General features: G+C 67.1%; 11 protein-coding genes. 7 read left to right on the top strand and 4 right to left on the bottom strand.

Features of this window, described 5'->3' with window-relative positions; genetic code table 11:
* Window positions 1-148 precede the first annotated feature (148 nt).
* Together VN419_RS08575 and rnhA are read left to right on the top strand one after the other, a co-directional pair.
* Window positions 149-682 (top strand): hypothetical protein, encoded by a 534-nt coding sequence (locus VN419_RS08575; protein ID WP_325646504.1) that lies wholly within the window; start codon window positions 149-151, stop codon window positions 680-682.
* The gene (gene rnhA, locus VN419_RS08570; protein WP_325646502.1) at window positions 679-1,146 is read left to right on the top strand and encodes a ribonuclease HI; all 468 of its coding nucleotides are present in this window, start codon (window positions 679-681) and stop codon (window positions 1,144-1,146) included. The genes VN419_RS08575 and rnhA overlap by 4 nt, the downstream gene beginning before the upstream one ends.
* Window positions 1,147-1,155: 9 nt before the next feature.
* Here the strand turns inward: rnhA and VN419_RS08565 are convergent, their stop codons facing one another.
* Entirely contained in the window at window positions 1,156-2,349 is a 1,194-nt protein-coding gene (locus VN419_RS08565) for a geranylgeranyl reductase family protein (protein WP_325646500.1), read from the bottom strand.
* A gap of 99 nt (window positions 2,350-2,448) precedes the next feature.
* On the opposite strand from VN419_RS08565, the gene VN419_RS08560 reads away from it, so the two are divergent.
* The 5 genes from VN419_RS08560 (at window position 2,449) to VN419_RS08540 (ending at window position 8,565) form a co-directional block, all read left to right on the top strand.
* Window positions 2,449-3,138, top strand: a complete 690-nt coding sequence (locus VN419_RS08560) for an HAD family hydrolase (RefSeq protein ID WP_325646498.1) — start codon at window positions 2,449-2,451, stop codon at window positions 3,136-3,138.
* Window positions 3,139-3,171: 33 nt separating this feature from the next.
* Window positions 3,172-4,335, top strand: coding sequence for an HD-GYP domain-containing protein (locus tag VN419_RS08555; RefSeq protein ID WP_325646495.1), 1,164 nt, complete (start codon window positions 3,172-3,174; stop codon window positions 4,333-4,335).
* A 118-nt stretch (window positions 4,336-4,453) separates the two neighbouring features.
* Window positions 4,454-6,187: a flagellar hook-length control protein FliK gene (locus VN419_RS08550; protein ID WP_325646493.1), complete on the top strand. Its 1,734-nt coding sequence runs from the start codon at window positions 4,454-4,456 to the stop codon at window positions 6,185-6,187.
* A gap of 17 nt (window positions 6,188-6,204) precedes the next feature.
* On the top strand, window positions 6,205-6,894 hold the full coding sequence (locus tag VN419_RS08545) for a flagellar hook assembly protein FlgD (RefSeq protein ID WP_325646491.1): 690 nt from the start codon (window positions 6,205-6,207) through the stop codon (window positions 6,892-6,894).
* Between the two features lie 66 nt (window positions 6,895-6,960).
* The gene (locus tag VN419_RS08540; RefSeq protein ID WP_325646489.1) at window positions 6,961-8,565 is read left to right on the top strand and encodes a flagellar hook protein FlgE; all 1,605 of its coding nucleotides are present in this window, start codon (window positions 6,961-6,963) and stop codon (window positions 8,563-8,565) included.
* Between the two features lie 153 nt (window positions 8,566-8,718).
* Here the strand turns inward: VN419_RS08540 and VN419_RS08535 are convergent, their stop codons facing one another.
* From VN419_RS08535 to VN419_RS08525, 3 genes are all read right to left on the bottom strand, one after another.
* On the bottom strand, window positions 8,719-10,152 hold the full coding sequence (locus tag VN419_RS08535; RefSeq protein WP_325646487.1) for a glycosyltransferase family 9 protein: 1,434 nt from the start codon (window positions 10,150-10,152) through the stop codon (window positions 8,719-8,721).
* Window positions 10,153-11,367 carry a CgeB family protein gene (locus tag VN419_RS08530; RefSeq protein ID WP_325646485.1) on the bottom strand — a complete coding sequence of 405 codons (1,215 nt, stop codon included), beginning with the start codon at window positions 11,365-11,367 and terminating at the stop codon, window positions 10,153-10,155.
* 60 nt (window positions 11,368-11,427) lie between these two features.
* The coding region (locus VN419_RS08525; RefSeq protein ID WP_325646483.1) for a diguanylate cyclase domain-containing protein at window positions 11,428-12,477 on the bottom strand (1,050 nt) is incomplete at its 5' end.

Raw genomic sequence — 12,477 nt, 5'->3', positions numbered from 1 at the left:
GGCCTCACACCGAATAGCCCATAGGCCGTGCCCCGGCAAGCCCCCCGCCCTTGCCAGTTTGCGCCCGCGCGGGTAGAAAGCCGCCAGCGGAGGTTCGATGGCCCTACATGCGATTCGAGCCAGGGGGCCCCTGGAGGCGTTGTTGCGCATGGCCGCGCTCATGCTCGTCATGGGCCTGGTGGTGCTTGGCTTTTGGAAGAACAGCGAACGCAACATGGAGCGCCTGAACGCCCGCTTCGGCCTCTCGGACGAGACGGGGAGCCTTTCCCAGGACGAGCGCGAGCATGTGCAGACCTTCATCGCCGCCCTGCAAAAAAAATACGGCATAGAGGCCCGCGTGCAGATAACGCGCGAGCGGCCCAAGCCGCCGGAACCCGACGGCAAGACCCTCTACGTGGGCCTGTGCCCGGCTGAGAAAAGCGCCGTGGCGCAGCTGCCGCCGCTCATGGCCCGGGCGCTGGGCCCGGACTTCGCGCGGATGCTTGTGGAAGAGCACTTCCCCTTCCACTATGCGCCCGGCAGAAGCTGGCAAAAGGGGCTGCTCCTGGCCCTCGACCTCATGGAAAGCCGCCTGGCGGCCCTGGGCGCGGCCCCGGAGGCCCAGGCCGCGCCAGGCCCCCGCGACACCAAAGACAATGCCGGCGGCGACGCGGGCGAGCACAACACCAAGGATAAAAAATGAGCGAACTCCCCCGCGTGACCATCTACACCGACGGCTCCTGCCTGGGCAATCCCGGTCCCGGCGGCTACGGCGCCGTGCTGCTGGCCGGCCCCCACCGCAAGGAGCTGGCCCAGGGCTTCTCCGGCACCACCAACAACCGCATGGAGATCATGGCCGTCATCGCCGGGCTGGAGAGCCTGAAGACCAAGAGCTCGGTGGAGATCATCACCGACTCGCAGTACGTGAAAAAGGCCTTCACCGACCGCTGGCTCATCGGCTGGCAGAAGAACGGCTGGAAGACGGCCGCCAAGCAGCCGGTGAAGAATCAGGATCTGTGGAAGCGCCTGGTGCCGCTCATCGAGGCCCATGAAGTGAAGTGGCGCTGGGTGCGCGGCCACAGCGGCGATCCCGAGAACGAGCGCTGCGACGTGCTGGCGCGCGGCGCGGCCAGCGGCCGCAACCTGCCGCCCGATGTTCAGGGCTAGCGCGCAGGCCTAGCCCGCCTCCTCCCCCCACTCCCAGCGCTTGGGCAAAAGCAGCTTGAACGAGCGCCTGCCGTGGACCATCTGCGCCAGGGCCGCCGGGGCGCTGTGCACAAAGCCCTTGATGGGCGCTGGCCCGAAGTGCCGCAAAGCCGCGAAGAGCAGCCAGCGCAAACGGTTGGACCAGAGAAGCTCCGGCCGCACCGTGCGGTCGAGCAGCAGCGCATATTCCCGGCCCGCGTCCGCGCCGAGCGCCAGGGCCCGGCACACCGCCGTGGCCGCGTGCGCGCCCGTGGCCATGGAATAGAACAGCCCCTCGCCGAACAAAGGCTCCACAAAGCCCCCGGCATCGCCCGCCAGCAGCAGCCGGCCCAGGGCGGGCCGGGCCAGGGCGTTGCCGTAGGGCAGCGGGTGCCCGCGCAGGGGCACGCTTTCCGGCTGGGCCACGCCCAGCAGGCGCAAGTAGTCGAGGAAGATGGCCCCGAAGTCGCGGTCGTGCCGCCGCAGGCCGCAGATGCCCACCTTGGGCCCGCGCGGACCGGGGAACACCCAGCCGTAGCCCGCGCCCGGCACGGAAGGGCCGCCCACGTGCAGCTCCGGCACGCGCACCTCGCGCGGGAACTGGCCGGGGCCGGCGCCCACGGGCAGTTCCACTTCTATGGCCGCCGCAAGGTCGGCCTTCCAGGCCGCGCGGTCCGCCTGGCCCGCGGCGATGAGCGCCCGCCGGGTCACGGCATTGGCCCCGTCCGCGCCGATGACGAAACGGGCCGAAAGCTCTTCGCCGTCGCGGAAGCGCAGCGTTCCCGCCTGGGCGTCGCAGGCCGTCACCTCGCGCCCAGGCAGCAGCTTCGCCCCGCGCGCCACGGCCACGGAGGCCAGCAGCGCATCAAAGGCCGGGCGGTCGATGAAGCGGAAGGGTTCTGCCGCCGCACCGCGCAGGAGCTCCTGCCCCTGGTGCAGAAAAAGATACTCCGCGCAGGCGTGGAACATGCCGCCGCGCGCGGCCAGGTCGGCCTCGGAAAGCCCGAACAGCAGCGCCAGGGCGTCCATGGACTTGCCCGTGAGCAGACCGCCGCAGAGTTTATGCCTGGGGTGCGCGGCGCGGTCGATGAGCCCCACGCGCCAGCCGCGCCCGGCCAGCACGCAGGCTGCGGCGGAACCGGCCGGTCCCGCCCCGGCCACCAGCACGTCATAGTCCTTGACCACGCCCCCCTCCGATTCTACACATCCCTGGTCGGCAGATTGCCCCGAACGTGTAGCGCGCACCCGCCGCGCGAGCAAGCCCCTTGCCATCCTGAGGTGTCCATGTCCGCTCCCGCGCAGCCCTTTCTGGCCCTGTTGTTCGATTTCGACGGCACCCTTTCGCACCTGACCATCGACTTCACCCGGCTGCGCCGCAAGATAACCGCCCTGGCCGAGGCCTTCCTGGGCGAGGAGCCGGAACCCTCCGACCTGCCGGTGCTGGAGTGGATCGGCGTCATCGCGGACGAAATCGCCCTCATGGACGAGGATCTGGGCAAGCAGTTCCACACGCGCGGCAGGCTGGTGGTGCAGGCCACGGAGCTGGACGCCGCCCGCGAGGCCGAGCTGTTCCCCGCCACGCGCCCCCTGCTCGCCTCCCTGCGGGCAAGCGGAGTCAAGACGGGCATCTTGACGCGCAACTCCACCGCGGCCGTAAAGCTGGTGTTCCCGGACGTGACGGCCTGCTGCGACGCCTTCATGGCGCGCGAGGACACGCCCAACGTGAAGCCGCACCCGGACCACGCGCTGGCGCTGCTGGAACGCCTGGGCATCGCGCCCGGCCGCGCCCTGCTGGTGGGCGACCATCCCCTGGACATCGAGACCGCGCGCCGGGCCGGAATCTTCTCCGCCGCGGTGCACAGCGGCCACGCCAGCGCGGACGAGCTCACCGCCGCCGGGCCGGACTTCCTGGCCCGCGACTGCCAGGAACTGTTGCGCGCACTATCCGAACGTTCCCTGTTGCCATCAGCCTAGGCAATCCGTATTCTCCCCCCGGAGCAGGCGAAAATGCAGCAGCGAATCAAGCGCAACGCCCTCAAGCCGGGCATGTATGTGGTCAGCCACGGCCTGGGCACCTTCGAGGATCCCCTGGTGCGGGTGGACAAGCCCCTGCTCACCCAGGCCGACATCCGCGCCTATGTTCCCCTTGAGGCGGAAAGCGTGGTCATCGAGACCAGCGTGAACATCTCGCTTCTGGGGCAGAACAGGCCGGTTGGCGTGCCCATCACCACCAGCCTGTCCGACGAGCTGCCCATCGCCCGCAAGCTGTATTCCGACGCGCTGATCCACGTGAAGAGCTTTGTGGACGACGTGCGCAAGGGCACGGACATAGACTGCCGCAAAGCCGTGCCCCTGGTGGAGAACTTCATCGAGAGCGTGTTCCGCAACGAGAGCGCGGCCGCCACCCTGTTCAAGCTGCGCGACTTCGACGAATACACCTACACCCACTCCATCAACGTCAGCCTGCTCGCCGTGCTGCTGGGCAAGCACCTGGAGCTCGGCAGGCCGGAGCTGCTGAAGCTGGGCCTGGCGGGCATGTACCACGACGTGGGCAAGGCGCGCATCCCGGAAAACGTTCTGAACAAACCCGGCAAGCTCACCGAGGCCGAGTTCCAGCTCATGAAGACCCACCCGCTGGAGGGGTACAAGATAATGATGCGCCAGCCGGACATGGACCCGGAGGTGCTGCGGGCCGTGGTGGAGCACCACGAGCGCTTCGACGGCGCGGGCTACCCGCGCGGACTCACCGGCGACGCAATCGGGCTGTTTTCGCGCATCATCGCCGTGGTGGACGTGTACGACGCCCTGACCAGCAGGCGCGTGTACAAGGACGCCATGGCCCCGGCCAAAGCCCTGGGCATGATGTACCAGTGGCGCGACAAGGACTTCCCCCCCGGCGCAATCGAGAACTTCATCCGCTGCATCGGCGTGTTCCCGGTGGGCAGCCTGGTGCGCCTCTCCGGCGGGGAGTACGGCATCGTGGCCGGGGTGAACCCGCAAAAGCCCACCAAGCCGGAGATAAAAGTGGTGCTGGACGCCAAGATGCGCCCGCAGATCGCCCGCGTGCTGGATCTCTTCGCCCTGGAGGGCACGGTCGAGGCGCAGGAGATAACCCAGGTGCTGAACCCGGCCGAGTGCAACATCGACCTGGAACATTTTTTCCTCTCCTAGCCCCCGCCCGCCTCCCGCGGCAGCTTTTGCCGCACCATTCGCAAGCTAACACACTGATATTACTGCATCGCAACTTTGGAACGGCTTTTGTAGTCAAGCCGGTCAAAGGAGCAATCCCATGCAGGAAGTCACCTCCACCGACACAAAGACCAGCACCATCTTCGACCAGCTGCGCACGAGCGCCTTGGTGGACACCTCCTCCAAGTCGCGCGCCTTTTCCGACTTCCTGGGCCTGATGGCCCAGCCCGGCGCCCGCTCGACCTCGCAGAACGTGTCCACCCAAATAAATAGCGGCATCGACGCCGTAACCCAGCAGACCAGCGCTCTGCCCGTCAGCGTCATCGACAACACCCAGGCGCAGCAGGCGGCAAGCGCAGCCTCCGGCGCCAGCACCGTAAGCGCCCAGGTGAAGCAGAACACCAGCGACTCCGTTTCGAGCACGGCCAAGAACGCCCCGGTCTCCCGCGAGGCCTTCGAGGAAGCCAAGCCCCTGCTGGCCAAGGCCGGCTACACGGACAAGGAAATATCCGACCTCTCCGCCCGCGTGCAGGCGGGAACCTTGAGCTGGGGCCAGCTGGTGCAGAACCTGGGCGGACACATGACCGGCGCAAAGAAGGCCGTGTCCCTTTCCGCCAGCGAAACAGCGGACCTCCAGTCCCTGTTCCAGAAAATGGGCTTCGCCGGAAACGTCGCCGCCGACATGGCCCAGGCCATGGGCAAGGGCGACGGCCTGAAGGTGCTCTCCAGCATCCAGAACAAGCTCTCCTCCATGCCCGACGACAGCAGCCTGGGCCTGGACAAGAACGAGCTGGCGACCTTCTTCAAGGCCCTGCGCCTGCCGAACGACACGGCGAACAAGCTGACCCAGTCCCTCGGCGCGGAAAGCACCGTGGCCGACATGAAGAACGCCCTGTTGACCATGAGCCAGGCCATGCAGGACCAGCGCGCCAAGAGCGCCGCCAGCGACACCGAGCTGGCCAAGAGCCTGGGCAAGATCATGGAGAAGGACACGGCCAAGGCCGCGCGCGACAGCTCCCAGAGCATCGGGCAGACCACGTCCGCCTCTTCCGCCCAGGTGGCCTACGAGCTGAAGACCAAGGACAAGAACGACACCGGCTGGTTCGAGCAGCGCGACAAGGCCCAGCAGGAAAAGACCCAGCAGCAAAAGGCCAGCGACGAATCCTGGAAGGGCTTCAACTCCAAGGTGCGCACCGACGAAACCGTGCTGCAGAGCGCGGCTTCCGGGTCTCAGCAAAGCGCCCAGGCCGCGGCCGGCACCATGAGCGCCACCGGCAAGGACGCTCTGGAGGCGCTTACCCGAGCGGGCCAGAGCGTGAACGCGCAGCAGGGCAAGGCCGAAACCGCCCAGCAGGCCAAGGCCTATGAGAAGGTCAACGCGCCCAAGGTGCTGGACCAGGTTTCCGAGGCCCTGCTGAAGGACCTGGGCCAGGGCCGCAAGCAGATGACCGTGCAGCTCGACCCGGAAAACCTGGGCAAGGTCCAGGTCATGCTCCAGGTCAAGGGCAAGGAGATCAGCGCGGTCATCCAGACCGAGGACGCCCAGACCGCGGCCATGCTCTCCTCCAACATGGAAAGCCTGAAGAAGACCCTGGAGGACCAGGGCCTCACCGTGCAGAACCTGGAGGTCCAGGCCGGTCTCACCTCGCGCCAGGATCAGCAGGCCTCGTTCAGCGCCGACCAGCACAACCAGGCGCAGGAACGGCAGGAACTCTCGCGGATTTTCTCGCAACTGCGCATGATGCGCGGTGACGGCGGCGATGTGGCCTCGGATATGCAGAATATGCATATGCAGGCAATTCTTGCCGACCAGGGCCTGCACATCATCGCCTAATTCGAGGAGTAGCTGAAATGACCACCACAAGCGGCACCAGCGGTACCAGCGGCACCAGCGGCACCAGCACGACGACCACCACGCACAAGACGACGCTGGACCAGGAAGACTTCATGACCATCCTGCTGGCGCAGCTGAAGTACCAGGACCCGAACAACCCCATGGACGACAAGGAAATGGCGTCGCAGGTGGTGCAGTACTCCAACCTCCAGGCTTTGAACAACATCAACGAAGGCGTGCAGAAGCTGGTCAGCTCCACAAGCACAGACAGCATCGCTTCCGGCGTCAACTACATCGGCAAGAGCATCAAGAGCAGCGGCTACAACCTCACCGTCTCGGACGGCACGGTCAGCACACTGTACTACAGCCTTGGCGAGGCCGTCACCAACGTCACCGCCAACGTGTACGACAAGGACGGCGATCTCATCCGCAGCGAGTCCCTCGGCTCCAAGGGCATCGGCGACTACTCCTACGTGTGGGACGGCAAGGACACCAACGGCACCACCATGACCGACGGCACTTACGGCGTCATCGTCCGTGCGGAGAACGCCGAGGGCAAGACCGTGGTCGTCCAGTCGCAGATCAGCGGCGTGGTCAGCGGAGTCAAGACTTCCAACGGCACCGTGTACCTGGAGCTGGCCGACGGCCGCACCGTGGAGCTCGCGAATGTCACGGAAGTGGTCAACACGGCCAGCACCGGCTCGTAAGAGCCCGGTTCACAATACGAAAGGTCGATCATAGGAATATAAGACAGGGGTTCAAGGAGGTCACGCATGTCTCTCACTTCGTCACTGTATCAGGGCATCACGGGTATGCAGGCCCACTCGCAGGCGATTTCCGTCATCGGCAACAACCTGGCGAACGTCAGCACCACGGGCTACAAGGGTTCAAACATCTTTTTCCAGGACCTGATAAGCCAGGACATCTCCACCGCGGCCGGGAATTCGCAAATGGGTCTGGGCGTCCAGGTGGCGGCGATCTACGCCGACTTCTCCCAGGGGGCCATCGAAACCACCACCGAGGCCACGGACCTGGCCCTTGGCGGCAAGGGCTTCTTCACGGTCAAGGCGCCCAACAGCGACAACACCTACTACACCCGCGCGGGCAACTTCCGCTTCTCTTCCGACGGATACCTGGTGGACACCAACGGCAACCGGGTGCAGGGCTGGGCCATGCAGAAGGCCACCACCACCAGCTCAAGCAGCACCGATTACTCCATCTACGGTTCGCCCACGGACGTGCTGGTTTCGAATTTCCAATCCCCAGCCTCGGCCACCACAAAAATCAACATGGTGACGAATCTCAATCCCTCCAGCACCAGCCAGTGCGACTCCACCACGGACCCGTACTTCGCCATGTTCAAGACCTGGAACGGACAGGCCGACACGCCCCTTTCCAGCACCAACTACGGCTACAGCAACACCATCAAGGTGTACGACTCCACCGGCACCTCGCACAACGTCACGGTGTACTACGACAAGGTCACCATGACCTCCAACGCCGGGGCCGACACCGTGTGGGAATACATGGTCACCTGCAACCCGAGCGACGACGGCCGGACCATCGGCGGCACCAGCCTCAAGGGCACCAGCGGCGCCGGCGTGCTGATGATCGGCACCATGACCTTCCGCAGCGGCCAGATGGTGGGCCAGAGCGCCTACACCTTGAAGAGCAACGCCACGGGCGACCTGAAGGACACCAGCCAATGGACCCTGGCGGACTTCTCCAACTCGGGCTACCCCATGGCCACGGCAAACTTCATCCAGGCCAGCAACGCCAGCGCGGCCACCTCCGTGTCGGCCACGCCCATCTCGGTGGACTTCGGCATGCGCAGCAAGGACCGCACTTGGACCCAGGCCAAGGGCGCAATCGCCAGCAACGCCTCGGCCGTGGGCACCAAGACCAGCAGCGCCGGCTGGGTTCCAAACATGGGCAACCCCGCGGTCAGCGCCCTGTCCACCCAGTCCTACGACACGGGCGGCTTCTCCACCCTGTTCCAGAACCAGGACGGCTACACTGCGGGCTATTTGCAGAACGTGTCCGTCTCGGCCAACGGCGTGCTCTCCGGCACCTTCTCAAACGGACAGGAGATGGAGCTCTACACGCTGACCATCACCAGTTTCACCAACCAATGGGGCCTGCGGCGCGAAGGGAACAATCTCTTCAGCGAAACCCGCGACTCCGGCTCCGCCCTCACCGGCACGGCCAAGTCCGGTGGCAGGGGCTCCGTCACCTCCAACGCCCTGGAGTCCTCCAACGTCGACATGGCCTCGGAGTTCGTGGACCTGATCACCGCACAGCGCGGCTTCCAGGCCAACTCCAAGGTCATCACCACGGCGGACACCCTGCTCGGCGAAGTCATCGCCATGAAGCGCTAAACGTAAGCCCGGGCAACCGGCCCAGCACAGTTTCCCTGCACCCCTGCACAACCCCGTCCGGCCTGACCAGCCGGGCGGGGTTTCTTTTCGCCCACGGGAATTTTTTGCCGCAGCGGCGGGAAGGCGCAAGGATGGAAAAAGACGCGGGCGGAATTATTCGAGCAGCGCGTTCAGGCGCTCCAGCAGTTCCAGGCTCTCGCGCGCCCAGGCCGGAGAAAAGTCGGCGTTCTGGCCAGACATTTCCAGATACGAGCCCAGGAGGTTCCAGAAGGGCGGCAACTCCCGGCTCAGGGCGCTTGCGGCGCCGCGGTCTGGCGCGCCCTCGCGCAGCAGGCGGGCCACGCCCCGGCTTAAAACCGGCAGCGTCCCCTTAAGCGAGACGACGAGCCTGGGCCAGGCAGCGCCCAGGGCCTGCCAAGCCTCGCGCACGGGCGTTTCCGGTTCGCCGGAGAAGCTCCACAAAAAGAAGCGCCGCCAGAACTCTCCGGCCAGGTCCGCGGCCTTGGCCGCGCCGGACGAATCCCTCGGCCCCAGGCGGCGCAGGCCGAACAGCCCTTCCTCGGTGCGCATGGTTTCAAAAAGCTCCAGCCCGGGCAGCTTCATCCGCTCCAGGCGCGCGCGCTGGCCGGAAACGGCCAGGGTCGCCAGAGCGGCCACGGGCTTGGGGTCCACCCCCTTCAGGCAGAGCATGGACGGCTGGCGGCAGGCCCAGCAGCCGCGCGCGCAAGAGGCGGAGCTGCGCAGCACCAGGTGTCCCGGCTGATAGGGGGCGGTGTCCCAGGGGTTCACGTGCCCCACGGAAAGATTCAGGGTGGGCAGGCCGGTCCAGGCGGCCAGATGCATGGGCCCGGTGTCCGGGGTCAGCATCAGGGCCAGGGTCTTGCCGTACTCGGCCAGTTCCGAAAGGGACAGCCGTCCCACCAGGTCCACCAAAGGCAGTTGGCTTTGGCTGTGGATGGCCTCGGCCACGGGCCGGTCGGCCGGTCCGCCCAGCAGCACGGGCTTGAGGCCGCGCTCCAGCAGCGCGTGCGCCAGCCCGGCGTAGAATTGCGGGCTCGGGCGCTTGCCGGGCTCGCTCGCCCCCACAAAGAGTCCCACGGTCTTGTTCGCGGCCTCTGGTCTGCGCGGCGGGTCGAAGTAGGTCAGGCGCATCACCTTGAGCGGCAGCAGGTCCAGGCCGTTCAAATCGGCCCAGTGGAAGCGGTTGTGGCGGCCGTGCCCCACCAGGCTGGACCGGTAGAGCTGCCAGCGCCCCAGCACACGCAGGGCGCCGCCCGGCGCACGCACGGGGCCCAGTCTGTAGTCCGCGTCCAGGCTGCCGGACAGGCTGGCCGCCTCCTCGCGGATGCTCAGGTTCAGGATGATGCGGAAACGACGCCCGGAGAGGGCCCCGGCGGCCGCATCCCGCCAGCTGACGTAGGTCACGCGCGGGCTTAAGGGCATCAGCGGCCGGAAGAAATCCTCCTCGGCCACCACGAACACCTCGCGGTCCGGATAGTGGCGCGAGAGCCACAAAAACATGGGGAACGACAGGATCATGTCGCCCATGCGCTGCATCTGCAGCACCAGAACGGGATCCGGGGCCATCTAGGCTCCCCCCGCCGCCGGCCGGTTGGGGAAATGCTCGTCAAAGGCCCGGATGAGCGCAGTCAGGCGGTGCTCGTAGGTATGCTCGGCCAGCACGCGGGCGCGTCCGGCCGCGGCCATGCGCGTGCGCCCTGCGTCATCGGCCAGGTGGCGCGCCAGCAGCTCCGCCGCTTCCTCCGGACTCTTGTAAATGGCCATCTCGCGGCCGGGCTCGAACATGGTTTCCAGTTGGGCGCGGCTGTCCGTGAGCAGGAAGGCCCCGGAAGCGGGCACGTCGAACACGCGCTGGTTCACCGCGCCCTTCATCTGCACGCTGGTGCAGTTGAAGTTCACCTCGCTCTGCGGGTAGAAGCCAGGCAGTTCCTCGTAATAGCCTATTTCCGGGTGCAGGCGGTAGCCTTGCCGCCCCTGTAGCAGGTCTTTCCAGCCGGGGTCGCCCGCGATGAGCGGCGAAAAGGGCAAGGTGGCCAGCACGCAGGACAGGCGGTAATCCAGGGTGGCCCGCCAGACCACGGCGGTCTCGTAGGCCGTGCGCCGCACCACGCCCAGGCCGTCCAGCTGCGGCAAAAGCTCCGGCCGGCTGGCAGCGACAAAAGCGCGCACGTTGCGCTCGCCCGAGGCCGCGAAGTCTCCGGCCAGGGAGGCGAAGGCCGAAAGCAGCTCCGGGCCGGGCTGCGCCGCACCCAGCCTGCGCACGGTCTTAGTGAGCATGGAATTGCCCACGAAGGACACGCGGGCGCGCCACTCCGGCCGACCGGGGCGGCCGGGACGGAAGCGCTCCGGGTCGGCCCCCAGGGGCAGCCAGCCCACCTTGGTGAAGCCCAGGCCGCGCACCGCGTCCAGGCTGTCCGCATCCCAGGTGAGGATGAGGGTGTTTTCGGCGTCGGGCTTGGGGAACAGCGGCAGGATGAATTCCGGGTTGTCCACGAACCAGGACACCAGCGGCAGCTTCATGTCCCGCGCCAGGGCCATCAGCACGCCCTCGCGGTCCACGCCCAGGTGGTTCACGGTGAGGATGGCGTCCGGGCGGAAGGCGTCGGCCGTCTCGCGCAGGGTGCGCACAAAGGCGTCGGCGTCCATCTCCCGCGTGCCCAGGTCGAGCAGGTGGTGCGGCACGTTCAGGCGCTGGCAGGCCGTGGCCAGTTCGCCCAGCAGAAAGTAGGCGCTGGTGAGCAGCAAAAGGCGCGGCGGGCGGCGGAGGGGCTGAACGTCCATGCCAGAGACCCTAGCCGGGAGAGGCGGTGCTGTAAAGCCGCGCCAGGCCTGGCCCTCGGCCTAGCTCTCGTCCTTCTGCCCCGCCAGGCGGGAGGAGAAGGCCACGCGCACGGAATTGCCGCCCATGCGCTTGGCCTCGTACATGGCGCCGTCGGCGCGGGCCAGCAGGGTGTCCTGGTCCTGGCCGTGCTCCGGGTAGAAGGCCAGCCCGACTGAGGCCCCAAGGAACAGCCGCCCGCCCCCGGCCTCCGGGTCGTACAGGCTTTGCCGGATCTTGGCGGCCACGGGCAGGGCGTCGTCCACCTGCACCAGATCGGGCAGCACGACCACGAATTCATCGCCGCCCAGGCGGGCCACCGTGTCCGACTCGCGCACGCAGGCGCGCAGCCGAAGGCCCGTCTCCACCAGCACGCGGTCGCCGTGGGCGTGGCCGTAGGCGTCGTTCAGACCCTTGAAATGATCCAGGTCGATGTACAGAAGGGCCACGCTGAGCCCGGCGCGCTTGGCCCGGCGCAGGGCCTGGTCCAGGCGGTCCAGGAACAGCTGGCGGTTGGGCAGGCCGGTCAGGTGGTCGTGCAGGGCCATGTGCCGCACGCGCTCCTCGCTGGCCTTGATCTCGGTCAGGTCCTGGGCGTTCAGCACCAGGCGGTCGCCGGGCATGTGCGAGACCTTGAGGCGGCACCAGCGCCGCGTGCCGTTTTGATGCTGGAAGGCGAACACGCGCTCCGGCGGATTCTCCTTCTCCATGTCCTCCTGCAGGTTGGCGATGAACGCGCGGCGCTCCTCGGCCTCGGTGAAGATGCGGTCGGCCAGCACGGCCAGGGACGGGGTGTCGGGCAGGGTGCAGCCGAAGAGCCGTTCCATGCCGGGATTGCAGTAGGCCACAGCCCCGGTCTTGCTCACCACGGCGATGCCGTCGAAGGAGCCGTGCAGGATGGCCCCGCGCTCGCGTCCCTCAAGCTCCAGCCTGTCGTACAGGTCGGAGAGCTCACCGGTCATGGCGTTGAAGGCCCGGGCCAGATTGCCCAGTTCGTCGGCCGTTTCCACGGGCGCGCGCGCGGAAAGATCGCCCTCGGCCACGCTCATGGCCGCGCGGGTCACGGCCAGCAC

The sequence above is a fragment of the Humidesulfovibrio sp. genome, assembly GCF_035560995.1.
Taxonomy (GTDB): domain Bacteria; phylum Desulfobacterota; class Desulfovibrionia; order Desulfovibrionales; family Desulfovibrionaceae; genus Humidesulfovibrio.
This window is presented reverse-complemented; position numbering and strand designations above follow the sequence as displayed.